The organism is Streptomyces sp. NPDC107500 (genome assembly GCF_055582785.1).
The window spans coordinates 1,081,965-1,105,508 of record NZ_JBVJPF010000002.1 but is presented as its reverse complement, the minus strand read 5'-3'; the positions used below and the strand labels follow the sequence as shown (position 1 = coordinate 1,105,508).

At 72.3% G+C, this 23,544-nt stretch carries 23 protein-coding genes; 17 read left to right on the top strand and 6 right to left on the bottom strand.

The features are described 5' to 3' along the window. Positions 1 to 152 precede the first annotated feature (152 nt). On the top strand, positions 153 to 1,775 hold the full coding sequence (locus tag ACZ67M_RS10985) for a long-chain-fatty-acid--CoA ligase (protein ID WP_469850586.1): 1,623 nt from the start codon (positions 153 to 155) through the stop codon (positions 1,773 to 1,775). 51 nt (positions 1,776 to 1,826) lie between these two features. Here the strand turns inward: ACZ67M_RS10985 and ACZ67M_RS10980 are convergent, their stop codons facing one another. After that, a complete protein-coding gene (locus tag ACZ67M_RS10980; RefSeq protein ID WP_469850585.1) occupies positions 1,827 to 2,630 on the bottom strand; it encodes a VOC family protein in 804 nt (267 codons plus the stop codon). A 237-nt stretch (positions 2,631 to 2,867) separates the two neighbouring features. Between ACZ67M_RS10980 and ACZ67M_RS10975 the strand changes: the two genes are divergently transcribed. Beyond that, complete coding sequence (locus tag ACZ67M_RS10975) at positions 2,868 to 3,719, top strand: sulfurtransferase (RefSeq protein WP_469850584.1); 852 nt, start codon at positions 2,868 to 2,870, stop codon at positions 3,717 to 3,719. Between the two features lie 200 nt (positions 3,720 to 3,919). Here the strand turns inward: ACZ67M_RS10975 and sepH are convergent, their stop codons facing one another. Further along, positions 3,920 to 4,981 (bottom strand): septation protein SepH, encoded by a 1,062-nt coding sequence (gene sepH, locus ACZ67M_RS10970; protein ID WP_469850583.1) that lies wholly within the window; start codon positions 4,979 to 4,981, stop codon positions 3,920 to 3,922. Between the two features lie 472 nt (positions 4,982 to 5,453). Between sepH and ACZ67M_RS10965 the strand changes: the two genes are divergently transcribed. After that, entirely contained in the window at positions 5,454 to 6,308 is an 855-nt protein-coding gene (locus tag ACZ67M_RS10965) for a hypothetical protein (RefSeq protein ID WP_469850581.1), read from the top strand. On the opposite strand, the gene ACZ67M_RS10960 is transcribed toward ACZ67M_RS10965, so the two are convergent. Both ACZ67M_RS10960 and ACZ67M_RS10955 read right to left on the bottom strand, forming a co-directional pair. Beyond that, the gene (locus ACZ67M_RS10960; RefSeq protein WP_469850579.1) at positions 6,232 to 7,569 is read right to left on the bottom strand and encodes a D-arabinono-1,4-lactone oxidase; all 1,338 of its coding nucleotides are present in this window, start codon (positions 7,567 to 7,569) and stop codon (positions 6,232 to 6,234) included. The genes ACZ67M_RS10965 and ACZ67M_RS10960 overlap by 77 nt on opposite strands. After that, the gene (locus ACZ67M_RS10955) at positions 7,511 to 8,767 is read right to left on the bottom strand and encodes an MFS transporter (RefSeq protein ID WP_385798858.1); all 1,257 of its coding nucleotides are present in this window, start codon (positions 8,765 to 8,767) and stop codon (positions 7,511 to 7,513) included. Before ACZ67M_RS10955 ends, ACZ67M_RS10960 begins: the two co-directional genes overlap by 59 nt. A gap of 164 nt (positions 8,768 to 8,931) precedes the next feature. On the opposite strand from ACZ67M_RS10955, the gene ACZ67M_RS10950 reads away from it, so the two are divergent. Together ACZ67M_RS10950 and ACZ67M_RS10945 are read left to right on the top strand one after the other, a co-directional pair. Continuing rightward, positions 8,932 to 10,059, top strand: a complete 1,128-nt coding sequence (locus ACZ67M_RS10950; RefSeq protein WP_453441446.1) for a ferrochelatase — start codon at positions 8,932 to 8,934, stop codon at positions 10,057 to 10,059. An 8-nt stretch (positions 10,060 to 10,067) separates the two neighbouring features. Continuing rightward, a complete protein-coding gene (locus ACZ67M_RS10945) occupies positions 10,068 to 10,886 on the top strand; it encodes an inositol monophosphatase family protein (RefSeq protein ID WP_361365594.1) in 819 nt (272 codons plus the stop codon). Between the two features lie 475 nt (positions 10,887 to 11,361). On the opposite strand, the gene ACZ67M_RS10940 is transcribed toward ACZ67M_RS10945, so the two are convergent. Next, positions 11,362 to 11,535, bottom strand: coding sequence for a hypothetical protein (locus ACZ67M_RS10940; RefSeq protein ID WP_361365591.1), 174 nt, complete (start codon positions 11,533 to 11,535; stop codon positions 11,362 to 11,364). 415 nt (positions 11,536 to 11,950) lie between these two features. Here ACZ67M_RS10940 and ACZ67M_RS10935 point away from each other — a divergent pair, with 415 nt between their 5' ends. The 4 genes from ACZ67M_RS10935 to ACZ67M_RS10920 all read left to right on the top strand — a co-directional run bounded on the left by ACZ67M_RS10935 (position 11,951) and on the right by ACZ67M_RS10920 (position 15,494). Further along, positions 11,951 to 12,604 (top strand): response regulator transcription factor, encoded by a 654-nt coding sequence (locus ACZ67M_RS10935; protein ID WP_003993508.1) that lies wholly within the window; start codon positions 11,951 to 11,953, stop codon positions 12,602 to 12,604. 6 nt (positions 12,605 to 12,610) lie between these two features. After that, a complete protein-coding gene (locus ACZ67M_RS10930) occupies positions 12,611 to 13,855 on the top strand; it encodes an ATP-binding protein (RefSeq protein ID WP_161330202.1) in 1,245 nt (414 codons plus the stop codon). Between the two features lie 405 nt (positions 13,856 to 14,260). Next, positions 14,261 to 14,557, top strand: coding sequence for a DUF4193 domain-containing protein (locus tag ACZ67M_RS10925; RefSeq protein WP_003993510.1), 297 nt, complete (start codon positions 14,261 to 14,263; stop codon positions 14,555 to 14,557). A 13-nt stretch (positions 14,558 to 14,570) separates the two neighbouring features. Further along, complete coding sequence (locus ACZ67M_RS10920; protein WP_467320376.1) at positions 14,571 to 15,494, top strand: hypothetical protein; 924 nt, start codon at positions 14,571 to 14,573, stop codon at positions 15,492 to 15,494. A 31-nt stretch (positions 15,495 to 15,525) separates the two neighbouring features. Here the strand turns inward: ACZ67M_RS10920 and ACZ67M_RS10915 are convergent, their stop codons facing one another. After that, positions 15,526 to 15,987, bottom strand: coding sequence for a DUF3093 domain-containing protein (locus ACZ67M_RS10915; protein ID WP_469850575.1), 462 nt, complete (start codon positions 15,985 to 15,987; stop codon positions 15,526 to 15,528). Positions 15,988 to 16,044: 57 nt separating this feature from the next. Here ACZ67M_RS10915 and ACZ67M_RS10910 point away from each other — a divergent pair, with 57 nt between their 5' ends. From ACZ67M_RS10910 to ACZ67M_RS10875, 8 genes are all read left to right on the top strand, one after another. Further along, entirely contained in the window at positions 16,045 to 16,629 is a 585-nt protein-coding gene (locus ACZ67M_RS10910; protein WP_064730235.1) for a PaaI family thioesterase, read from the top strand. After that, positions 16,626 to 17,177 (top strand): dUTP diphosphatase, encoded by a 552-nt coding sequence (gene dut, locus ACZ67M_RS10905; protein WP_361365585.1) that lies wholly within the window; start codon positions 16,626 to 16,628, stop codon positions 17,175 to 17,177. Before ACZ67M_RS10910 ends, dut begins: the two co-directional genes overlap by 4 nt. 1 nt (position 17,178) lies before the next feature. Next, positions 17,179 to 17,931 carry a DUF3710 domain-containing protein gene (locus ACZ67M_RS10900; protein ID WP_361365582.1) on the top strand — a complete coding sequence of 251 codons (753 nt, stop codon included), beginning with the start codon at positions 17,179 to 17,181 and terminating at the stop codon, positions 17,929 to 17,931. A 171-nt stretch (positions 17,932 to 18,102) separates the two neighbouring features. Next, the gene (locus ACZ67M_RS10895; protein ID WP_385798850.1) at positions 18,103 to 18,798 is read left to right on the top strand and encodes an ABC transporter ATP-binding protein; all 696 of its coding nucleotides are present in this window, start codon (positions 18,103 to 18,105) and stop codon (positions 18,796 to 18,798) included. 120 nt (positions 18,799 to 18,918) lie between these two features. After that, the gene (locus tag ACZ67M_RS10890; RefSeq protein ID WP_469850573.1) at positions 18,919 to 21,465 is read left to right on the top strand and encodes an ATP-binding protein; all 2,547 of its coding nucleotides are present in this window, start codon (positions 18,919 to 18,921) and stop codon (positions 21,463 to 21,465) included. Then, positions 21,462 to 22,145, top strand: coding sequence for a response regulator (locus ACZ67M_RS10885; protein ID WP_469850571.1), 684 nt, complete (start codon positions 21,462 to 21,464; stop codon positions 22,143 to 22,145). The genes ACZ67M_RS10890 and ACZ67M_RS10885 overlap by 4 nt, the downstream gene beginning before the upstream one ends. A gap of 61 nt (positions 22,146 to 22,206) precedes the next feature. Further along, on the top strand, positions 22,207 to 22,605 hold the full coding sequence (locus ACZ67M_RS10880; RefSeq protein ID WP_114529494.1) for an OB-fold nucleic acid binding domain-containing protein: 399 nt from the start codon (positions 22,207 to 22,209) through the stop codon (positions 22,603 to 22,605). Positions 22,606 to 22,608: 3 nt separating this feature from the next. Continuing rightward, entirely contained in the window at positions 22,609 to 23,403 is a 795-nt protein-coding gene (locus tag ACZ67M_RS10875; protein WP_361365571.1) for a DUF3159 domain-containing protein, read from the top strand. Positions 23,404 to 23,544 lie beyond the last annotated feature (141 nt).

Sequence of the window (23,544 nt, the reverse complement as noted above, 5' to 3'; positions counted from 1 at the left end):
TCCCTTCGACGGGCCTCATCGTAGGATGCGCCGAGGTCCCTGCACAGTGCGCCTTCGCGTGAAAGCGGAGTATCGATGACCGAATGTGAAATCTCCTTCTCGCGGTTTCACCGTTCCTTTTCCGCTCGTGCCGGAATAGGCGGGCCGGTCCGATGACCGGCGGTGCCACGCTCTCGGCAGCGGACGTGCTCGCGGACACCGCGCGGCGCACCCCGGGAAGCACGGCGGTGGTGGCCGGTCCCGAGCGCGTCTCCTACGGCGACCTGTGGCTGGCGGCGCGACGGTACGCGGCGGCGCTGCGCGAGCGGGGCGTCGCCCCCGGCGACCGGGTCGCGCTGCTGCTCCCCAACACGCCCGCGTTTCCCGCGGCGTACTTCGGCGTCCTCGCGCTCGGCGCGACCGTCGTACCGGTGAACGCGCTCCTGAAGGCGGAGGAGATCGCGTACGTACTCCGGCACTCGGGGGCACGTGCGGTGCTGTGCTCCGGGTCGCTCCTCGGTGAGGGTGAGCCGGCGGCGAAGCGCGCCGAAGTGCCGCTGCTGACGGTCGGTCCGGAGGCCGGCGCCTCGGGCGGACCGGCGCTCGACCGGCTCGTGGCACAGGCCGCGCCGATCGAGGCACCGGTGCCCCGTGCGCCGGACGACATCGCGCTGATCCTGTACACCTCGGGCACCACGGGCCGTGCCAAAGGCGCCATGATCAGCCACCTCAACCTGTTGGCGAACATCGACACGACGATGCTCTCGCCCTTCGACATGCGTCCCGACGACGTCCTCCTCGGCTGCCTCCCCCTGTTCCACACCTTCGGCCAGGTCTGCGGCATGGGGACGTGCTTCCGGGCCGGCGCGACCCTCGTCCTGATGCCCCGCTTCACCCCCGAGGCGGCGCTCGACCTGATGGTGCGCGAACGCTGCACGGTCCTCATGGGCGTGCCGACCATGTACATCACGCTCCTCGAGGCCGCGGCCCGGGACGCCCGCCGCCCGCCGCTCGCCCGTGCGTACTCCGGCGGTTCGGCGCTCCCGGTCCGGGTGCTGGAGGACTTCGAGACGACCTTCGGCTGCCCCGTCTACGAGGGTTACGGACTGACCGAGACCTCCCCGTGCGTCGCCTACAACCAGAAGGCGTGGCCCCGGCGGCCCGGCACCGTCGGCCGGCCGATCAGGGGCGTGGAGGCGGAGATAGCCCGGGCGGACATCGAGGACCGCGTCGTGCTGCTCCCGCCGGGAGAGATCGGCGAGATCGTGATCCGTGGCCACAACGTGATGGCCGGCTATCTGGACGACCCCGAGGCCACCGAGGCCGTGTTCGTGGACGGCTGGTTCCGCTCGGGCGACCTCGGCACGAAGGACGGCGAGGGCTGTCTGACCATCGTCGACCGCAAGAAGGACATGATCGTGCGGGGCGGCTACAACGTGTACCCGCGCGAGGTCGAAGAGGCGCTGTCCCGCCACCCGTGCATCGCCCGGGCCGCGGTGATCGGCCTTCCGGACGCCCGCTACGGCCAGGAGGTCTGCGCGGTGATCGTCCCCCGCCCGGACACCGCGCCGGACGCGTCGCTGGCACGGGACGTGATCGCCTGGGCCCGTGAGCGCATGGCCGCCTACAAGTACCCGCGCCGCGTGGAGTTCGTCGGCGCTCTCCCCTTGGGGCCGAGCGGCAAGGTCCTCAAGCGGGAACTGGCCGCCCTGCTGAGGAAGAGGACCGGCGAAGGAACCGGTGCACGAGCGGAGAGGGGATCCGCCGACGGTGTGCGGACGGACGAGGCACCCTGACCGTGCGCCGCGCGGTTGTCGGCCCTGTCGTGCGGCCCGAGGACCGGGACGTCACCGCTCCGCCTGGAGCAGCGAGAACCGTGCCCCCTCCGGATCCGCGACCACGGCCGTCCGGCCCCGGGGCGAGTCCTGGACCGGCTCGACCACGTGCCCGCCGAGGCCGACGAGCCGTTCCAGGGCCGCGTCCGCGTCGGCCACCTCGAAGTACGTCAGCCAGTGCGGCCCCCGTTCCCGGGGGAGCGTGTTGCCCAGACCGCGGATGCCGGCGACCGGGCGGCCGGCGAGGCGCAGGGTCACGTGGTCGAAGCCGGCCGAGACCGACGGCTCCAATTCGAAGCCGAACACCGTCTCGTAGAACTTGGCGACGTTCGCCGTCTCGAACGTGAGCAGTTCGTTCCACGTCGGTGTGCCGGGCACGCCCGTGACGGCGGTGCCGAGGTGTTCCGCCGCCTGCCAGACGCCGAAGACGGCGCCCGAAGGGTCCGAGGCGATGGCCAGCCGGCCGGCCTCGCCCGCGTCCAGCGGGCCGACGCCGACCGTGCCACCGCACAGGCGCACCGTCTCCGCCGTGCGGTTCACGTCGTCGGAGGCGAAGTAGGGCGTCCAGGCGATGGGGAGCTGGCGGTCGGGCGGCAGTTGGCCGATTCCCGCCACCTCGTACCCGTCGAGCAGGGCCCGCGCGTAGGGGCCCAGTTGCTGGGGTCCGGGACGGAACTCCCAGCCGAACAGGCCCGCGTAGAAGTCGTGGGTCGCGGCCGGCCCGTGCACCATCAGACTCACCCAGCAGGGTGCGCCGGGTGTGCGCCGGGCGTTCGTCTCACCGTTCCGGCCGACCGACCCCCGTGCGTCCGTCATCGTCACTCTCTTCTCGGCCCTTGCGCGGGCCGTGCGTCCGCTTTCGCTCCGACGGACCCCGCGCCGATGCCGGCACCGGTCCCGGCGCCGTGCGCCTCGGGTGCGCTCGTGGGGCGGCCCGGCTGCCCGGGTGGTACAGCATGTGCCCGAACCCGCACGCCTCGTGATCGGTACTGTCCGGCGGGCAGAGTAGCCCGACATCGACGCCTCGGCCACTCGGTACGCCAGGATGGGGCCATGAACGCCATCATCTCCGCATCCGAACTCATGAAGGAGCTGGCGGGCGCCAACCCGCCCGTCCTGCTCGACGTCCGCTGGCAGTTGAGCACGGCCGGGGCGGCGGGCGCCCCGCCCTTCGACGGCCGGGCCGAGTACGCGGCCGGGCATCTTCCCGGCGCCGTCTACGTCGACCTGGACCGCGAACTCGCCTCAGCGCCCGGCGGACGCGGCCGGCATCCCCTGCCGGACGTGGCCGAGTTCGGCGCGGCGATGCGCCGGGCGGGCGTGTCGCGGGGCCGGCCGGTCGTCGCCTACGACGGCGGGCAGGGGTGGGCGGCGGCCCGCGCGTGGTGGCTCCTGCACTGGACGGGTCACCCGAACGTGCGGGTTCTCGACGGCGGGTTGCCGGCCTGGGAGTCGCCGCTGTCGACGGACGTCCCGGTCCCCGAAGAGGGCGACTTCGCCCCGTCGCCGGGCGCGTCGGGGCTGCTGGACGCGGACGGGGCCGCCGCGCTGGCCCGCTTCGGGGTGCTGTTCGACGCCCGCGCGGGGGAGCGTTACCGGGGCGAGGTCGAGCCCATCGATCCCGTCGGCGGCCACATCCCGGGTGCCGTGTCCGCGCCGACGACGGACAACGTGACGGCGGACGGCCGCTTCCTGCCCGCCGGGGAACTCCGGGCGCGTTTCAAGACACTCGGCGCCACGGAGGGCGACGAGGTCGGCGTCTACTGCGGCTCGGGCGTGTCGGGCGCCCACGAGGTGCTCGCCCTGGCGGTCGCGGGCATCCCGGCGGCGCTGTACGTGGGTTCGTGGTCGGAGTGGTCCTCGGACCCGTCCCGGCCGGTCGCGGTCGGACCGGATCCGCAGTAGGGGCGCGAAGGCGCGCACAGGGCGGGCCTGGTCGCCGGGTCTCGGAGCGTGGGTGGACGCCGGCGGGGCGGCCGGGGCGCACCCGACGGGTGATCGGTGGGCCCCCGACCGAACGGCACAAGGGTCCCGCGCACGGCACCGGGGCCGCACCCACGTGGGTACGGCCCCGGTCCCGGAGGCAAGGGTGCGGTGCCCAGGCCCTACTCCTGCTTCTTGCGGCGGGTGCCGAAGACGATCTCGTCCCAGCTCGGCACCGCCGCGCGGCGGCCCGGGCGGACGCCGTCGGCCTCCGCCTGGCGGTCGGTGGAGCCGGTGAGCCGGTCGCGGTGACTGGCCACCGAGCGCGGCATCAGCACGTCCGCGTAGGCGGAACCGGCCGACGCCGCGGGCGCCGGGGGCTCCTCCACCTCGGGCTCCTCGGCCGGCTCCTCCACCACCGGTTCCGGAGCGCGCTCGGGCACCACCAGGTCGCCGCGGAAGCTCGGTACGGCCTCCAGGAGGCTGGTGAGCGAGTCCCGTTCGCGTTCGGCGGAGGCGGTGGCCGCGGTCTCCTCGGCGGGCTCGGACGGCACCGGGGGCAGGCTCGGCCGCTCCCGCTGCTCCCGGTCGAGGGAGCGGTCCAGCGGCCGGTCGCGCGGCAGCCTGGCGATGCGGGGCACGAACGGGAAGCTGGGCTCGGCCGCGGCGAGGTCGTCGGACTCGCCGATCAGCGCGCGCGCCTCCGAGTCGACGGCCTGGACGAGCCGCCGGGGCGGGTCGTACGTCCAGCTCGCCGAGTGCGGTTCGCCGGCGACCACGTAGACCAGGAGCACTTCCCAGGTGCCGTCGTCGCGGCGCCAGGAGTCCCACTGGACGGTGTCCTTGTCGGCGCCGCGCAGCAGCAGCCGCTCCTGGACCGCCTCGCCGAGGGGCGGCCCGGAGTTCTCGCCGGGGCGGCGGACGGGGGTCTTGCGGGCCCGCTCCGCCATGAAGGCGCGCTCGGCCAGCACGGGACCCTCGAAGCGCCGTACGCGGTCGACGGGGATGCCGGCCATCTGGGCGACCTCTTCCGCGGTCGCGCCGGCACGTATACGCGCCTGGATGTCACGGGGGCGGAGATGACTCTCCACCTCGATCTCGATCTGGCCGAGGCGGGGACGGTCGCCGCGCACGGCGACCCGGAGTCGTTCGTCGATCGGAAGCGTGTACTCCGTGCTGTCCGCAGCCTTCAGCACCAGCCGTGTGCCGTCATTCGAGACGGCCACGACACGCAGTTCGGGCATGGGGACCTCCCGGGTGGTGCCTGCCGACGTCACGTGCGTCGCTGCTTCCGCTCTGTCGAGTGTGGCCTGCCCGGGTGCAGCCTGCCACAACCTTGCCGAGTTGCCCGGCGTGTCGGGCGCGGGCCCTGGATCGCCGTTATGGCACGGTTACCTGTTCGCAACGCTAAGTGACCAACTCCATCACCCTGTGCAACTAGCCCCCTCCCGGCGGTCCTTCAAGGCTCCGAACCCCCTGTCGGGAGACCGGACCCAGGGCTCGCAACAGTACTCCATTCGGGCCACGTGCGTGGATTGGCACGCCGCCCAACTTCTGGCAAGAGGGGGTGCTTGGCCGCCCCCGCCGCGAATTGCGCGATCTTGGACGTGGCGTACTTCACGCAATCACCAGAAACGGAACTAATGGTTTCGGCCGCACGTCCCTTTCTCGTGCAGTTGATCGGTCCCGTAGGGGAAAGGCAGGCAAGGTCAGAGGATGCGTGAAAAGTCCGATGGCGCCGGGGAGGCGGACGTGCGTACGGAGGGGGAGGCCAGGCGGATCGACCTGAGTGTCGCCCAGGTCGCGGGCAGCGCGCTGGCCGCGGTGGTGGCCGCCAAGCTCGCCTCTTCGTTCGGCGTCTACGGCACGATCCTGGGTGCCGGTGTGATCAGTGTGGTCGCCACGTGCGGGGGCTCGGTCCTCCAGCACTTCTTCAAGCGCACCGGGGAGCAGCTCCGGGTGAAGCGTACGGCCGCAGTCGCCCAGGGGGCGGGTCGCGGAGCGGCGCCGGTTCCGGGCGAGTTCTCCAAGGGCACCGTCTACCGCGCGCGGACCACGGGCTGGAAGCGCCCGGTGCTCGCGGCGGCCCTCGTCTTCGGTGTCGCCATGGCCGGGATCACCACGTACGAGGTCGCCTCCGGCGAGAACCTGAGCGGAGGCCACCGCACGACGGTCGGCAACGCCCTCTCCGGTCACAACAAGTCGGCTTCGGATTCGGGAAACTCCGATGATTCGGGCGATTCCGGCGATTCGGGGAACGCCGAGAACGGCAAGGGCGACCCGGGCGGTTCCGGGAAGTCCGGGGGCGACGGGTCGGGGAACGACACCCCGGCCGCCACGCCGTCCGGAACCCCGAGCGGAACCGGCGGCGACACCTCCTCGGGCGGCGACGCCGGGCAGGACGGCGGTACGGCGACCAGCCCGACGCCCACCCCGGACGCCACCGGGGACGAGGGCTCCGGCGACTCCGGGAGCCCCGCCCCCGACGACTCGGCTACGGCCCCAGAACCCGGCGCAAGTAGTCGTTCAGGAACAGACGGTCAGGGTCAAGGCGGTCCCGCAGCGCAGTGAACTCGCCGAAGCGCGGGTAGACCCGCGAAAGGTACTCGGCGTCCCGGGTGTGCACCTTGCCCCAGTGCGGCCGCCCCTCGTGCGCCGTGAAAATGCGCTCGGCGGCGGTGAAGTACGCCTGGTAGGGCGTTCCCCGGAACATGTGCACGGCGACGTACGCGCTGTCGCGGCCCGAGGCGGTGGACAGCGTGATGTCGTCGGCCGGGGCCGTGCGCACCTCGACCGGGAAGCTGATCCTGAGCCGTGACCGGTCGACCATCGCCTTGAGTTCGCGCAGCGTCTCGACGACCGCCTCGCGCGGCACGGCGTACTCCATCTCCACGAACCGCACCCGGCGAGGCGAGGTGAAGACCTTGTGCGGGGTGTCCGTGTACGTCCGCGCGGAGAGCGCCTTGCTGGAGAACCGGGCGATCGCCGGGATGGTGCCGGGGGCGGCGCGGCCGATCCAGTTGGCGGCCTGGAAGGCGCCGTTGGACAGGAACTCGTCCTCGAACCAGCCCTGGAGCCGGCCGACGGGCTGCTCCGGTCCGGCGCTGCGGTTGTTGCGCTTGGTGTTGGTGTTGCCGGTGTGCGGGAACCAGTAGAACTCGAAGTGCTCGTTCTCGGTCCACAGTTCGTCGAAGTCGGCGAGGACCCGCTCGAGGGGCATCGGTTCCTCACGCGCGGTGAGCAGGAAGAGCGGCTCCACGGCGAAGGTGATGGCGGTGACGACGCCCAGCGCGCCCAGGCCGATCCGGGCGGCGGCGAACACCTCGGGGTTCTGCCGCTCGGAACAGGTCAGCACCGAGCCGTCCGCGGTGACGATTTCCAGCCCCCGGATCTGGGCGGCGATCGAGGCCGACTCGCGGCCCGTGCCGTGGGTGCCGGTACTGGTGGCCCCGGAGACGGTCTGCTCCACGATGTCGCCCATGTTGGTCAGCGACAGCCCCTCACGCGCGAGGGCCAGGTTGAGCCGCTTGAGCGGGGTGCCCGCCTCCACGGTGACCGTCATGGCGTCACGGTCGATGTCGCGGATGCCCGTCAACAGTTGAGGGCGGATCAACAGGCCGTCCGTCGCCGCTATGGAGGTGAAGGAGTGCCCGGTGCCGACCGCCTTGACCCGCAGCCCCTCCCCGGCCGCCGCGCGGACCGCGTCGGCCAGCTCCTCGACGGAGGCGGGAGTGACCTCGCGCGCGGGGCGCGCGGAGACGTTGCCGCCCCAGTTACGCCATGTGCCGTTCCGGCCGTTCGCCCTGCCGCTCGCCGTGCGTGTGCTGCTCAACGGTGCCTCCCCGACGCGGATCCGGCCGCTTGAGCCGGCGGTACCCGAGGAAACCGACCGCGACCGCGACGGCCCCGGCCACCGCCGGAACCCAGTACCCCGCACGCGCCCCGGAGGCGTCGATCACCCAGCCGCCGCCGGAGGAGCCGAGCGCGACCCCGACCGCGAGTCCGGTGCTCACCCAGGTCATGCCCTCAGTGAGCTGCGCGCGTGGTACGTGCTCTTCGATGAGGGACATCGTCGTGATCATCGTCGGAGCGATGGACAGACCCGCAACGAACAGCGCCGCGGCCAGAAACAGCAGGTTTCCGACCAGTAGCAGGGGGATCATACTCACGGCCATCGCACACACGCCCAGCAGCCAGCGACGCTCTGGCGGACCGGCGAAGCGCAGCAGCCCGAAGATCATGGCCGCCGTGCACGACCCCGCCGCGTACAGGGCGAGGACGAGGCTGGCGGCTGCCTTGTGACCCTCCTCCTCGGCGAACGCCACGGTGACGACGTCGATGGCCCCGAAGATCGTCCCCGTGGCCGCGAACGTGCCGACCAGGACCTGGAGTCCGCGTGAGCGCAGCGCGGTGCCGCCGCCCTTGTGCTCGCGCGGGTGCGGTACCGGCTCGGTGGCCCGCTGCGCGGTGAGCCAGAAGACGCCGGTCGCCAGGAAGCAGGCGGCGAGCAGCGGCCCGGCCTCCGGGAACCACGCCGTGGACAGGCCGATGGAGATGATCGGCCCGAAGATGAAGCAGATCTCGTCCACCACGGACTCGAAGGAGTACGCGGTGTGCAGCTGCGGAGTGCCCCGGTAGATGGCCGCCCAGCGGGCCCGGACCATCGCGCCGAGGCTCGGCACGCAGCCGATGCCGACGCAGGCCACGAACAGCACCCAGTCCGGCCACCCGTAGTGCGCGGCCGGCAGCAGCACCGCCGCCGCGGTCAGCGACACCAGGGTCGCCGGGCGCAGCACCCGCCGCTGCCCGTAGCGGTCCACCAGACGGGAGACCTGCGGTCCGGCCACGGCGGCGGCGAGCGCGATGGTGGCCGACAGCGCCCCGGCCAGGCCGTACCGCCCGGTGAGCTGCGAGATCATGGTCACCACGCCGATGCCCATCATCGACAGCGGCATGCGGCCGAGGAAGCCCGCGGTGGAGAAGCCCTTGCTGCCGGGGGCGGCGAACAGGGCGCGGTAGGGGCTGGCCAACGGGGTCTCCGGAAAAGGCTCGGTAACGCGCTCAGTAAGGTGCGAACACAGTCGATACAGATTACTCGCCGAAACGCCCGGAAACACCCCCGTGGACCTGGTGAAACGCACGGTGGGTACCCCGCCGTTTCCTCGCTGTCAGTGCCTGGTGGCAGGATCGAGACATGCCAGACGCGCTCGATGTCAGTCCGTACGACGCCCTGCTCCTGCTCTCGTTCGGCGGCCCGGAGGGCCCGGACGACGTGGTCCCCTTCCTGGAGAACGTGACGCGCGGGCGGGGCATCCCGAAGGAACGCCTCAAGGAGGTCGGGCAGCACTACTTCCTCTTCGGCGGGGTCAGCCCGATCAACGACCAGAACCGCGCCCTGCTCGACGCCCTCCGCAAGGACTTCGCCGAGCACGGCCTGGACCTGCCGGTCTACTGGGGCAATCGCAACTGGGCGCCGTACCTGACGGACACCCTGCGCGACATGGTCCGCGACGGCCGCCGCCGGGTCCTGGTCCTCGCGACCAGCGCCTACGCCTCGTACTCGGGCTGCCGCCAGTACCGGGAGAACCTCGCGGACGCGCTGGCCGCCCTGGAGTCCGAGGGGCTGGAGCCGCCCCGGGTCGACAAGCTCCGGCACTACTTCAACCACCCGGGGTTCGTGGAGCCCATGGCCGACGGGGTGGTCCGGTCCCTCGCCGAGCTGCCCGAGGAGGTCCGTGACGGCGCGCACATCGCCTTCTCGACCCACTCGATCCCCACCTCCGCCGCGGACACCTCCGGTCCGGTCGAGGCGCACGGCGACGGCGGGGCCTACGTCCGCCAGCACCTCGACGTCGCCCAGGTGATCGCCGACGCCGTCCGCGACCGCACCGGCGTCGACCACCCCTGGCAGCTCGTCTACCAGTCGCGCTCCGGCGCCCCGCACATCCCGTGGCTGGAGCCGGACATCTGCGACCACCTGGAGGAGCGCCACGCGGCCGGTGCCCCGGCGGTGGTGATGGCCCCCATCGGGTTCGTCTCCGACCACATGGAGGTCCTGTACGACCTCGACACCGAGGCCACCGCCAAGGCCGGGGAGCTGGGGCTGCCGGTGCGCCGCTCGGCGACCGTCGGTGCCGACCCGCGGTTCGCCGCCGCGGTCCGCGACCTCGTCCTGGAGCGGGCCGCCGGCGAGCGCGGCCAGGACGTCGCGCCGTGCGCCCTCGGCGCGCTCGGCGCGAGCCACAACCTGTGCCCGGTCGGCTGCTGCCCCGCCCGTGCCCCCCGGCCCGCCGCCGCGGGTGCCGACAGCCCCTACGCGTGAGGAAGCCCGTGACCGACCTGACGACCGACCCGCTCCACGCCGAGCTGCTGACGATCGCCCGGGAGGCCGCCCACCGCGCGGGCGCGCTGCTGCGCGACGGACGGCCGGCCGACCTCGCGGTCGCCGCGACCAAGTCCAGCCCGATCGACGTGGTCACCGAGATGGACATCGCGGCGGAGAAGCTGATCACCGGCCTGATCGCCGAGCGCCGCCCCGAGGACGGCTTCCTCGGCGAGGAGGGCGCCGCCGCCGAGGGCACCAGCGGCGTCCGCTGGGTCATCGACCCGCTCGACGGCACGGTCAACTACCTGTACGGGCTGCCCACCTGGGCGGTCTCCATCGCCGCCGAGCAGGACGGCGAGCGGGTGGCGGCGGCGGTCGTCGCCCCGATGCGCGGCGAGGCCTACCACGCGGTGCTGGGCGGCGGAGCCTGGGCGACCGGAGCCTGGGAGGGCGAACGCGCGCTCGCCTGCCGGTCCGCGGCCCCGCTGGACCAGGCGCTGGTCTCCACCGGCTTCAACTACGTCGCCGACGTCCGCGCGGAGCAGGCCGAGATCGCGCGGCGGCTCATCCCGCTGGTGCGGGACATCCGGCGCGGTGGCTCGGCCGCGATCGACCTGTGCGACGTGGCCGCGGGACGCCTCGACGGCTACTACGAACGCGGGCTGCATCCCTGGGACCTCGCGGCGGGCGACCTGATCGCCCGTGAGGCGGGCGCGGTGACCGGTGGACGGCCGGGTGAGCGCCCCTCCGGCACTCTGACCATCGCGGCCACCCCGGCCGTCTTCGAACCCCTCCAGCGGCTGCTGGCGGACTTCGGGGCGTAGGCCTCCGGCGGAGGATCAGGGGGCGGCGGTCGGCCCCCGGGCCGCGTGGCGCGGCGAGGCATGACCGGGCCGGGCTCATGGCTCCCGCGTGCTGTGAGGGCGCCCTCCGGGGGCAGGGCGCCGTGAGACCCCGCTGAGGCGAGCGAAGACGCCCGCGACGACGGACGCCCGTCCAAGCGTTCCAGCACCCGGCCACGGGGCCGGGAGGGCGTGTTGATCCGCCAGGCCCGCCGAGCGGGCCCTGGCGGGCGGCTGCCTTGCCCAGGTCCTCGCCGAAGCCGGGGGCCGCTTGGCAAGGCCGGCGGGGCCACCGCGCGGCCTGCCCCCGGGTGCCCGTCGTCCCGAACCTCGGCCCGAGTCCGCGCGCCGGCCCCGCCGTCTCCCCGCCCGGCAGCGCCCCCGGGCCCGGCACCGCACCCGGACACGACGAAGCCCCGGCGCTGGATCGCCGGGGCCTCGTCATTCCCTGGGTCGGTCAGGCGTTGGTCGCCGTTACCTCCACGCCGTGCTCGGCGGCGAGGCGGCGCAGGTCGTCGAGCTCTCCCAGCTCCACGTCGACAAGGAACTCGTCGCCCTCGTCTCGGGCCCGGGACAGGTCGGACTCGGTCGTCTGTATGCGCTGCAGAAGTCCTGCGGTGAAAGCGTCCATGCTGCGCCCCCTCGTCCTGGGTCGTGGGTCGTTGGCACGGGGGTGTGCCGATCGGAAGGGGCGATCACGTCTCCGGTGGAGTGCCCAGCGCTGCCCTGCTGGGCGGCGACGGTGCCGGACACCCACGCCCGCTCTGCGGAAGCGGACCGCGGCGTACCGCGCGGTAACGCGGTACAGGCAGAGCGTGATCGCGGGGTGTAAAGCCGTCCTCCCCCCGCTCCTCTTCGCGGAAACCTCAACCACGCGAGAAAATCCTTCATTCCCGCCCGCGGGACTTTCCCCGTCGCCGCCCCGTCTCCCGCCTTACAGCCGACTTATGGCCGAAAAGGGCAGGATGGAGGCAACACACCCACCAGGCCCCTGCCCTCGTGCGCCGACCGGCGCTACGCGGGTGGACACAGGAAGGACAAGCGACGTGCGCGTACTCGTCGTCGAGGACGAGCAACTGCTCGCCGATGCGGTGGCCACCGGACTGCGCCGGGAGGCCATGGCCGTCGACGTCGTGTACGACGGTGCGGCCGCCCTGGAGCGCATCGGCGTCAACGACTACGACGTGGTCGTCCTCGACCGCGACCTCCCGCTCGTCCACGGCGACGACGTGTGCCGCAAGATCGTCGAACTCGGCATGCCCACACGCGTGCTGATGCTCACGGCCTCCGGCGACGTCAGCGACCGCGTCGAGGGCCTGGAGATCGGCGCCGACGACTACCTCCCCAAGCCCTTCGCCTTCAGCGAGCTGATCGCCCGGGTGCGCGCCCTGGGCCGTCGCACCAGCGTGCCCCTGCCGCCCGTCCTGGAGCGCGCCGGGATCAAGCTCGACCCGAACCGCCGCGAGGTCTTCCGCGACGGCAAGGAGGTCCAGCTCGCCCCCAAGGAGTTCGCCGTGCTGGAGGTGCTCATGCGCAGCGAGGGCGCCGTGGTCTCCGCGGAGCAGCTCCTGGAGAAGGCCTGGGACGAGAACACCGACCCGTTCACCAACGTCGTACGCGTGACCGTCATGACCCTGCGCCGCAAGCTGGGCGAGCCGCCCGTCATCGTCACCGTCCCCGGCTCCGGCTACCGGATCTGACCGGCCGTGGCGACGACACCCGCGCCCCCCGGGGCGCCACCCAAGCCCACGTGGGACCCGCGCTCGGCCACCCCCCTGCCGTGGCTGCGCCCCACCATCCGCATAAGGCTCACGCTGCTGTACGGCGGCATGTTCCTGATCGCCGGCATCCTGCTGCTGTCGATCATCTATCTGCTCGCCGCCCAGGCGGTGCGCACCGGCAACGAACCGCTGTACAAGATCGTCGACTTCACCGACCTCAGGGTCTCCAGCAGCGACTGTCCGGTCGTGGACAACGGCAACCTGTCGCTGTCCGCGTTCAACGCCGCGATCAGCGACTGCATAGACCACCAGCGCAAGGTCGCCCTGGACAACCTGCTCAGCCGTTCGCTGCTGGCGCTGCTCGGCCTCGCCGTGATCGCCTTCGCCTTCGGCTACGCCATGGCCGGGCGCGTCCTGTCGCCCCTGGGCCGGATCACCCGCACCGCCCGCGCGGTGGCCGGCTCCGACCTCTCCCGCCGGATCGAGCTGGACGGACCGGACGACGAGCTGAAGGAACTGGCCGACACCTTCGACGACATGCTGGAACGGCTGCAACGGGCGTTCACCGCCCAGCAGCGCTTCGTCGGCAACGCCTCCCACGAGCTGCGCACGCCCCTGGCGATCAACCGCACGCTCCTGGAGGTGCACCTGTCCGATCCGAACGCGCCGGTGGAGCTCCAGCAGCTCGGCAAGACGCTGCTGGCGACCAACGAACGCAGCGAGCAGCTCGTCGAGGGCCTGCTGCTCCTCGCCCGCAGCGACAACCAGATCGTCGAGCGCAAACCGGTGGACCTCGCCGAGGTGGCCGGCCAGGCCATCGACCAGGTGCACGCCGAGGCGGAGAGCAAGGGCGTGGAGGTCCGCGGCGCCCGCGAGGCCGCGGTGGTCCAGGGCAACGGCGTCCTGCTGGAGCGGATCGCCCTGAACCTCGTCCAGAACGCCGTGCGCTACAACGTGCCGGAAGAGGGCTGGGTCGAGGTCTCCACCGCCGTGGAGGGCGGCCAGGCGGTCCTGGTGGTCACCAACACGGGTCCGGTCGTACCGGCGTACGAGGTGGACAACCTCTTCGAGCCGTTCCGGCGGCTGCGCACCGAGCGGACGGGCAGCGACAAGGGTGTGGGGCTCGGGCTCTCCATCGCGCGGTCCGTGGCCCGGGCGCACGGCGGGCACATCTACGCGCAGCCGCGCGAGGGCGGGGGGCTCGTCATGCGCGTCACGCTGCCCGTCTGAGATCATGACCCCGACATCTCACCGAGAACCGAGGATGTTCGCTTTGAGCGGAATTTCCAGGCCAGCGGCCCTGGAGTCGCCTGTGTGATCGATCACAGCAGCGGCTTTCGCGCCATCTACTCTCCGTGATCATGCACCCTGTCGGAAAGCCGGGAAAATCCCGGTTTTCAGGGGTCTTGATCACGGGAAGTACACGGTGAGACGCCTTTGAAGTGCGGTATTGGGACCGTGTACGGTCCCCATCGCCATCCAAGCCGATCACTCATGAGGGGTCCGGTTGGGTGTCGATTGAGTAACAGACCTTGATGTGAGGCAAAATCTCCGCCTCAGGTCGGGCACAAGTCCGGCCTCTCACGCGTTACGTGCGCTGGAGACACCGCAGACACCCAGAGGGGGAGAGCGACCATGGCAACCGATTACGACACTCCACGCAAGACCGACGACGACGTCGACTCGGACAGCCTCGAAGAGCTGAAGGCGAGGCGGAACGACAAGTCCGCCTCGGCCGTCGACGTCGACGAGTTCGAGGCCGCGGAAGGCCTCGAACTTCCCGGCGCCGACCTCTCGAACGAGGAACTGGCGGTCCGTGTACTGCCGAAGCAGCAGGACGAGTTCACCTGCATGAGCTGCTTCCTGGTGCACCACCGCAGCCAGCTGGCCCGGGAGAAGAACGGCCAGCCCATCTGCCGCGACTGCGACTGAGGCGGGGTCGGCCGTGACTGGCTCGACCCCTCCCTGGAAGCGCCGCTTCCCCCAGCGGGGAGCGGACCAAGGACCGTCCGACGGTCCGCACAGCGCGCGTGACGACGAGCGAGGCACGACCGGCACCGGTACGGCCTCGCTCGAAGCAGTGGACGGCCGGAGTGACCTCCCGGCGACCACGAACACCCCGGCGCCCGCTGCCCGGCGCCGGGCAGCGGCGTTCCGGGAAAAGGCCGGACAGAGCGTCCGCAACGGCGGCACCCGCGCCAGAGCCGCCCTGGGGCACCTCGCCGACCGGATCATCGATCTGGCCCCGCGCGTGCCCGTACGGGACCTGGCGACGCTGCGCAGACAGTTCCCGGGCCTCGGCCCCGAAGAGCTCGCCGACCGCCTCGTGGCCGGCGCCGCCAAGGGCACTGCGACCGTGGGAGCGGGGATCGGCGCGGCGGCGATGATGCCCGTACCGCCCGCGATGCCCACCGAACTGGCCGCCGAGGTCACCGGCGTGGCGGCGATCGAGCTCAAGATGATCGCCGAACTCCACGAGGTCTACGGCGTACGCCCGCCCGGTGGCCTCGGGCAGCGCAGCACCGCGTACCTGAACTCCTGGTCGGACGAACGCGGCGTCGACGTGGCCAAGCCGTCGACCCTCGGCGCGGCGATGAACAGCCACATGAAGCGCCAGCTGCGCCAGCAGATCATGAAGCGGATGGTGCGCAACCTGCCGAACCTGATGCCCTTCATGGTGGGAGCGGCCGTGGGAGCCGTCATGAACCGCCGTGACACCAGAAAGCTCGCCGACAAGATCCGCAACGACCTGCGCAAGCGCCAGGTCCCCTGGAGCGCCCTCGGCGACCTCCCGGCCCTGGAACGGCCCGAGGACGCCCTTGAGATGGGCGAGCTGGGCAGCGGACCCGTCGGCCGGCCGGACCACTGACCACGCGCGCCCCCGCGCGCGTGCGGTCCGGCTACGCGGCCGCCTTCGCCGCCGTGAGGGCCTCGATCAGCCGCTCCGGCTCGCGCGTCGACAGGTACAGGTACGGAGTCGGGTCCTGCGGGTCCGTGACCACCACCCGCACGGCCCTCGGGATGTAGGCGCGCAGCAGCAGGAACGCCCGGGTGTCGGCCTTGTGCGTGCGCCAGGCGCGGGCCTCCTCCGGATCGAGGACCTCCGCCTCGCCCAGCGCCGAGACCGGCACCCGCGCCTCGCCCGCGATCAACGAGTCGCCCACGACACGGATACGGACCGCGCCGTACGAGCTGGCCGCCACCGCCGCCACCGCGGTGCCGCCGGCGAGGCCGCCCAGCATCGGCAGCGTGCCGAACGGCAGCAGGATCAGCGCGAACGCGAGCCCCACCAGGAAGGAGACCAGCCACCAGGAGCGGGGCGCGGTGAGGCGTTCTTCGTACGGGGCGGGGGAGGGCTGCATGCAACAAGCTTGGCACGGTGGCGGTGTTCGGCCGACGCGCGGGTAAGGTCTGCGCCTGTGAGTGGTACTTCCCCAGGTCTTCAGCCTCCCGCCGACGCCGTGAAACCCGTACGGCACCCCGACGCGCCCGCCCCCGGCGAGCTGCTCGGCGCCCACTACGGCCAGTGCTTCGGCTGCGGCGGCGACCAGCCCCACGGACTGCACCTCCAGGCGCGGGCCGGCGAGGGCGTGTCGATCACCGCCGAGTTCCTGGTCCGGCCCGCCCACCAGGGCGCGCCCGGTCTGGCGCACGGCGGCGTGCTGGCCACCGCCCTGGACGAGACCCTGGGCTCGCTGAACTGGCTGCTGCGGACGATCGCGGTGACCGGACGGCTGGAGACCGACTTCCGGCGGCCGGTGCCCGTGGACACCACGCTGTACCTGGAGGCCGAGGTGACCGCGGTGGCCGGCCGGAAGATCTACTCCACCGCCACCGGCCGGATCGGCGGGCCGGACGGGCCCGTGGCCGTCCGTGCCGACGCCCTGTTCATCGAGGTCAAGGTCGACCACTTCGTGAACCACGGCCGCGAGGAGGAGATCCGCGCGGCCATGGACGACCCCGACCAGATCCGCCGCACCCGTGCCTTCGAGGTGAACCCGTGACCCGCGCCGAACTCGAGGTGCTGATCCGCCGCGTCGACCCCGACGTACCGCTTCCGGCGTACGCGCAGCCCGGTGACGCGGGCGCCGACCTGCGCACCACCGTCGACTGCGCGCTGGCCCCCGGTGAGCGCGCCGTACTGCCCACCGGCGTGTCTGTGTCGCTCCCGGAGGGGTACGCGGGGTTCGTGCACCCACGTTCCGGACTGGCCGCGCGCTGCGGTGTCGCCCTCGTGAATGCCCCGGGGACGATTGATGCCGGGTACCGTGGGGAGATCAAGGTGATCGTGGTGAATCTCGACCCGCGCGAGACGGTGCGGTTCGAGCGCTTCGACCGGATTGCCCAACTGGTCGTCCAGCAGGTCGAGAAGGTCCGCTTCCGGCAGGTCGCGGAGCTTCCCGGCTCGGCGCGGGCCGAGGGGGGCTTCGGGTCCACCGGCGGCCACGCCGGGACGGACCGTGCAAGCGGCACAAGCGGTCAGGTCGCCGAGGGCGGCCCGACGGGTGGGAATCGATACGCTTCGGTCGTATCCGACCGGGAAGGACAGTGACGTGTTCGGACGTCGCAAGAAGAGGGATGCCGCCGAGGACGCGGCCGGCGAGACCGAGCAGGTCGTCGACAGCGTCGGCACCGAGGCGGACGAAGAGCGCGAACGCGTGCGGCTCGACCCCGAGCCCCGGCCCGACGGTCCCTGGGACAGCACCGAGGTCCGCGACCCCGCCGAGGGGCGTGTGGACCTGGGCGGCATGTTCATCCCCGGGGTGGAGGGCATGGAACTGCGGGTGGAGGTCGCCGGAGACGCGATCGTCGCCGCGACCGTCGTGCTGCGCGACAGCGCCATCCAGCTCCAGGGATTCGCCGCGCCCAAGCGCGAGGGCATCTGGGGCGAGGTGCGCGAGGAGATCGGCGCCGGCATCACCCAGCAGGGCGGCATCATCGACGAGGTCGAGGGTCCGCTGGGCTGGGAGCTGCGGGCCCAGGTGCCGGTGCAGCTGCCGGACGGCACGGGCGGCTTCCAGGTCGTGCGGTTCGTCGGCGTGGACGGCCCCCGCTGGTTCCTGCGGGGCGTGATCTCGGGCCAGGGCGCGGTGCAGCCGCAGGCCGCGGGTCTGCTGGAGCAGATCTTCCGGGACACGGTCGTGGTCCGTGGCGACGGCCCCATGGCCCCCCGCGACCCGATCGTCCTCACGCTGCCGAACGACGCGCAGATGGTCCCCGAGGGTGTCCAGCAGGACGAGGGCTCCCGCTTCTCCGGAGGCATGGGCCAGCTCCAGCGCGGACCGGAGATCACCGAGGTCCGTTAGGTAAAAACTTCGTGCGGTTTCTCCGTACGCGCGCCACCAGGGCCGCTTCCCCAGGGGGACGCGGCCCTTCGTGCTGCCCGCCCGCCCGGCGGGGCCGTGGTGCCGGGCCGTTGAATCCGGCGGCCTCCGCTGGCGATACTGGCGCCCGGTCGTCCGGCGGGGGAGGGGCTCATGAGCCAGGTGGTGGTCACCGAGACCATGGTGCGGGTCGAGGACGTACGCAAGTCGTACACCCGGGGGACCGCCGTCGTGCACGCCCTGCGCGGCGTCTCCTTCGAGGTGCCGCGCGGCGAGCTGGTCGCCCTCAAGGGGCGGTCGGGGTCGGGGAAGACCACGCTGCTCAACATCGTCGGCGGACTCGACGCACCGGACGCCGGACGGGTCGAGGTCGACGGCCGTGACCTGGCGGACCTGGACGAGGACGGGCTGCTCGCCCTGCGCCGGGACCGTGTCGGCTTCGTCTTCCAGTCCTTCGGGCTCATCCCGATCCTCACGGCCGCCGAGAACGTGGGCGTCCCGATGCGGCTGCGCCGGGCCGCGGCCCGGGAGCGCGAGGAGCGCGTCGCCCTCCTGCTCGCCCTCGTGGGCCTCGCCGACCACGCGGCCCAGCGGCCCGGCGAACTGTCCGGCGGGCAGCAGCAGCGGGTCGCCATCGCCCGCGCCCTCGCCAACAACCCCGCCCTGCTGATCGCCGACGAGCCCACCGGCCAGCTGGACGCCGAGACCGGGCACGCCGTGATGGAGCTGCTGCGGGCCGTCGTACGCAGCGAAGGGGTCACCGCCCTGGTCGCCACCCACGACGCCACCCTCCTCGACCTCGCCGACCGGGTCCTCGAACTGCGGGACGGTGAGATCGTCGAGCAGTGACGCCGGGCGTCAGGGTTCCGTCAAAGACGGCCCGCAACCGCACCCCGTCCCGTTATGTCACGTTTGCGGGTCGTAAGGTCGACGCTGCGCAATCAGCGGTGACCGGAAGACAATGAGGCCATGGGACGCGGCAAGCTTCGGATCTACCTGGGGGCGGCCCCGGGCGTCGGAAAGACGTACGCGATGCTCGCCGAGGCACACCGCCGCGTCGAGCGGGGCACGGACTGCGTGGTCGCCTTCGTCGAGCACCACGGCAGGGCCCGCACCGAGGTGATGCTGCGCGGCCTGGAGCAGGTGCCGCGCCGGGAGCTGGAGTACCGCGGCGGGACCTTCACGGAGCTGGACCTGGACGCCGTACTGGCCCGGAAGCCGCAGGTCGCCCTGGTGGACGAACTCGCGCACACCAACGTCCCCGGCGTGCGCAACGCCAAGCGCTGGCAGGACGTCGAGGAACTGCTGGCCGCCGGGATCGACGTGGTCTCGACCGTCAACATCCAGCACCTGGAGTCACTCGGCGACGTCGTGGAGTCGATCACCGGCGTACGGCAGCGGGAGACCGTGCCGGACGAGGTGGTGCGGCGCGCGGACCAGACCGAGCTGGTCGACATGTCGCCCCAGGCGCTGCGCAGGCGCATGGCGCACGGCAACATCTACCAGCCCGACAAGGTCGACGCGGCCCTGTCCAACTACTTCCGCCCCGGCAACCTCACCGCCCTGCGGGAACTGGCCCTGCTCTGGGTGGCCGACCGGGCCGACGAGTACCTCCAGCAGTACCGCAGCGAGCACCGCGTCTCGAAGATCTGGGGTTCGCGCGAGCGCATCGTGGTCGGCCTGACCGGCGGCCCCGAGGGCCGCACGCTGATACGCCGGGCCGCCCGCCTCGCGGAGAAGGGCGCCGGCGGCGAGGTGCTGGCCGTGTACATAGCCCGCAGCGACGGGCTGACCTCGGCGTCCCCGAAGGAGCTGGCGCTCCAGCGCACCCTCGTCGAGGACGTCGGCGGCACCTTCCACCACGTCCTGGGCGACGACATACCCGCCGCCCTCCTCGACTTCGCGCGCGGCGTCAACGCCACCCAGATCGTCCTCGGCTCCTCGCGCCGCAAGACGTGGCAGTACGTCTTCGGCCCCGGCGTCGGCGCCACGGTCGCCCGCGAGTCCGGCCCCGACCTGGACGTCCACATCGTGACCCACGAGGAGGTCGCCAAGGGCCGTGGACTGCCGGTGGCCAGGGGCGCGCGCCTGGGGCGCTCCCGGAGCGTCTGGGGCTGGTTCGTGGGCCTGGCCGGCCCGGTGCTGCTGACCCTGCTGCTCAACGCCGTCAACCTGGGGCTCGCCAACGACGTGCTGCTCTACCTCGCGCTGACGGTGGCCGCCGCGCTGCTCGGCGGGCTGTACCCGGCGCTGGCCTCGGCCGCGGTCGGCTCGGTGCTGCTGAACTGGTTCTTCACACCGCCCGTCAACCGGATCACGATCGCCGACCCCAGGAACATCCTTGCGCTCGCCATATTCGTCGGCGTCGCCCTCTCCGTCGCCTCGGTCGTCGACCTCGCGGCCCGCCGCACCCACCAGGCCGCCCGGCTGCGCGCCGAGTCCGAGATCCTCTCCTTCCTGGCCGGCGACGTCCTGCGCGGCGAGACCAGCCTGGAGACGCTCCTGGAGCGGGTGCGCGAGACCTTCGGCATGGAGTCGGCCGCGCTGCTGGAACGGGAGAGCGAAGTGGCGCCCTGGACCTGCGCCGGGCGTGCCGGGTCGGGGCCCCCGGTGGAGCGCCCGGAGGACGCGGACGTGGACATGCCGGTCGGGGACCACATGGCGCTCGCGCTGACCGGCCGCGTGCTGCCCGCCGAGGACCGCCGCGTGCTGGCCGCCTTCGCCTCCCAGGCCGCCGTCGTCCTGGACCGGCGTCGGCTGCGCGAGGAGGCCGACCGGTCCAGGGCGCTGGCCGAGGGAAACCGCATCCGCACCGCGCTGCTGGCCGCCGTCAGCCACGACCTGCGCACCCCGCTGGCCGGGATCAAGGCCGCGGTCACCAGCCTCAGGTCCGACGACGTCGCCTGGTCCGAGGAGGATCAGGCGGAGCTGCTGGAGGGCATCGAGGCGGGCGCCGACCGCCTCGACCACCTCGTCGGCAACCTGCTCGACATGTCCCGCCTCCAGACCGGGACGGTGACCCCGCTGATCCGTGAGATCGACGTGGACGAGGTCGCGCCGATGGCGCTCGGCGGGGTGCCCGAGGGGAGCGCGGAGCTGGACATCCCGGAGACGCTGCCCATGGTGGCCGTGGACGCCGGGCTCCTGGAGCGGGCGCTGGCCAACCTGGTGGAGAACGCCGTCAAGTACAGCCCGGACGGCCGGGGCGTCCTGGTCGCCGCCAGCGCCCTCGGGGACCGCGTCGAGGTACGGATAGTCGACCGGGGGCCCGGGGTGCCGGACGAGGCCAAGGAACGCATCTTCGAGCCCTTCCAGCGCTACGGCGACGCCCCGCGCGGCGCCGGGGTCGGGCTGGGGCTCGCCGTGGCCAGGGGCTTCGCCGAGTCGATGGGCGGCACCCTGAACGCGGAGGACACCCCCGGCGGCGGTCTCACCATGGTTCTCACCCTCCGCGCGGCGGGCGCCCCCGCGGCGCCCCCGCGCACCACGCCGGCAGAAAGGCAGGCCGCCCGATGACCCGGGTGCTCGTGATCGACGACGAACCGCAGATCGTGCGGGCCCTCGTCATCAACCTCAAGGCGCGCCACTACGAGGTCGACGCCGCCCACGACGGGGCGGGCGCCCTCCAGCTGGCCGCCGCCCGCCACCCCGACGTGGTCGTCCTCGACCTGGGCCTGCCCGACATGGACGGCGTCGAGGTGATCAAGGGCCTGCGCGGCTGGACCCGGGTACCGATCCTGGTGCTGTCCGCCCGGCACTCCTCCGACGAGAAGGTCGAGGCGCTGGACGCGGGCGCCGACGACTACGTCACCAAGCCGTTCGGCATGGACGAGCTGCTGGCCCGGCTGCGGGCGGCCGTACGCCGCGCCGAACCGGTCCCCGGCGACGGGGACGGCGTGATCGTGGAGACCGAGCGGTTCACCGTCGACCTGGCCGCGAAGAAGGTCCACCGGGACGGGAGGGACGTACGCCTGACGCCCACCGAGTGGCACCTGCTGGAGGTGCTGGTGCGCAACACGGGGCGCCTGGTCAGCCAGAAACAGCTGCTCCAGGAGGTGTGGGGGCCGTCGTACGGGACGGAGACCAACTACCTGCGCGTCTACATGGCCCAGCTGCGCCGCAAACTGGAGGCGGACCCCGCGCACCCGCGGCACTTCATCACCGAGCCCGGCATGGGGTACCGCTTCGAGAAGTGAGCCTCGCCATCCCTTCCCCGGAGGGTGCGTGCCTGTCGGCGGGCCCCGGTACGCTTCACATATGAGTGCTGCTCCGCGTTCCGACAAGCCGGTGGGCCGGTTCCGGCGCATGTTCGACCGGCTCTCCTCCTCGCAGGAGGACCTGGAGTCGGAGGAACTGCGCGAGGACGCCGACACCGCCGGCTGCACCCGCATCGGAGACTGTCAGGACCGGCAGGTCGTGTCGGTTACTGGTACCTTGCGCACGGTCACCCTGCGACCGCGTGCGGGCGTTCCGGCCCTGGAGGCCGAGCTGTTCGACGGTTCCGCGGCCCTGGACGTGGTGTGGCTGGGCAGACGCTCCATCGTGGGCATAGAGCCGGGGCGCAAGCTCATCGCATCGGGCCGGATCTCGATGAGCCGGGGCCGCCGGGTGCTCTTCAACCCGAAATACGAACTGAGACCCCTCGGACGGGAGTAGCCGGTGACGTCGCTCGACAAGCCGACCGAAGAGAAAGAGGCGGACGACTCCCGGGCGGTGACCGAGGCCGCGCTGTTCGAGGCGTTCGGCGGCGTGCGGGGCATGGTCGAGACGGTGCTGCCGGGCCTCCTCTTCGTCACCATCTTCACGCTCAACAACGACCTGCACATGTCGGCGATCGCGGCGCTTGCCGTGTCGCTGATCCTGGTCGTGGTGCGGCTGGTGATGAAGGACACCGTGAAGCACGCCTTCAGCGGCGTCTTCGGCGTCGCCTTCGGTGTGGTCTTCGCGATGATGACCGACAACGCCAAGAACTTCTATCTGCCGGGCATGCTCTACACCCTCGGCCTGGCCACGGCGTACATCGTCACCTCGCTGGCCGGAGTGCCGCTGATCGGCCTGATCCTCGGCCCGGTCTTCAAGGAGAACCTCTCCTGGCGCACCCGCAACCCGGGCCGCAAGAAGGCCTACACCAAGGCCAGCTACGCCTGGGGCCTCATCCTGCTGGCCAAATCCGCGATCCTCTTCCCGCTGTACTGGTGGGCGGACACCGAGCAGCTCGGCTGGGTCCTGGTCACCCTGAAGATCCCGCCCTTCCTGCTCGCCGTCTGGCTGACCTGGGTCTTCCTGGCCAAGGCGCCGGCCCCGATCGACGTCTTCGCCGAGATGGAGGCCGCCGAGGAGGCGGAGAAGGCCGAGAAGGAGCGGGCGGAGCGCGAGAAGGCCGCCGTGTGGCAGCCCGCGGACGCCGACGGCGACCCCGCCGACACGCACGGCGGCAGACACCGCAAGAGCTGACTTGCCGGCGCCGTCCACACCTGCGGCGGTACGACGGTGGGGGGGGCCCGGGAACTCCGCGGCCCCCCCCCCTCTTCCCACCCTCCACCTCCCGCGAACCCTCTCCCGCTTCCGACCCACCACAGGCGTTCCCAAACACTC

Excerpts from the sequence above, each read along its gene's own strand:
- ACZ67M_RS10940 (WP_361365591.1), bottom strand. The coding sequence starts at position 11,535 with ATGGACGCTTTCACCGCAGGACTTCTGCAGCGCATACAGACGACCGAG.
- ACZ67M_RS10880 (WP_114529494.1), top strand. The coding sequence starts at position 22,207 with ATGAGTGCTGCTCCGCGTTCCGACAAGCCGGTGGGCCGGTTCCGGCGC.
- ACZ67M_RS10980 (WP_469850585.1), bottom strand. The coding sequence starts at position 2,630 with ATGACGGACGCACGGGGGTCGGTCGGCCGGAACGGTGAGACGAACGCC.
- ACZ67M_RS10915 (WP_469850575.1), bottom strand. The coding sequence starts at position 15,987 with ATGCAGCCCTCCCCCGCCCCGTACGAAGAACGCCTCACCGCGCCCCGC.
- ACZ67M_RS10885 (WP_469850571.1), top strand. The coding sequence starts at position 21,462 with ATGACCCGGGTGCTCGTGATCGACGACGAACCGCAGATCGTGCGGGCC.
- ACZ67M_RS10895 (WP_385798850.1), top strand. The coding sequence starts at position 18,103 with ATGAGCCAGGTGGTGGTCACCGAGACCATGGTGCGGGTCGAGGACGTA.
- ACZ67M_RS10965 (WP_469850581.1), top strand. The coding sequence starts at position 5,454 with ATGCGTGAAAAGTCCGATGGCGCCGGGGAGGCGGACGTGCGTACGGAG.
- ACZ67M_RS10890 (WP_469850573.1), top strand. The coding sequence starts at position 18,919 with ATGGGACGCGGCAAGCTTCGGATCTACCTGGGGGCGGCCCCGGGCGTC.
- ACZ67M_RS10925 (WP_003993510.1), top strand. The coding sequence starts at position 14,261 with ATGGCAACCGATTACGACACTCCACGCAAGACCGACGACGACGTCGAC.
- sepH (WP_469850583.1), bottom strand. The coding sequence starts at position 4,981 with ATGCCCGAACTGCGTGTCGTGGCCGTCTCGAATGACGGCACACGGCTG.
- ACZ67M_RS10975 (WP_469850584.1), top strand. The coding sequence starts at position 2,868 with ATGAACGCCATCATCTCCGCATCCGAACTCATGAAGGAGCTGGCGGGC.
- ACZ67M_RS10950 (WP_453441446.1), top strand. The coding sequence starts at position 8,932 with ATGCCAGACGCGCTCGATGTCAGTCCGTACGACGCCCTGCTCCTGCTC.
- ACZ67M_RS10985 (WP_469850586.1), top strand. The coding sequence starts at position 153 with ATGACCGGCGGTGCCACGCTCTCGGCAGCGGACGTGCTCGCGGACACC.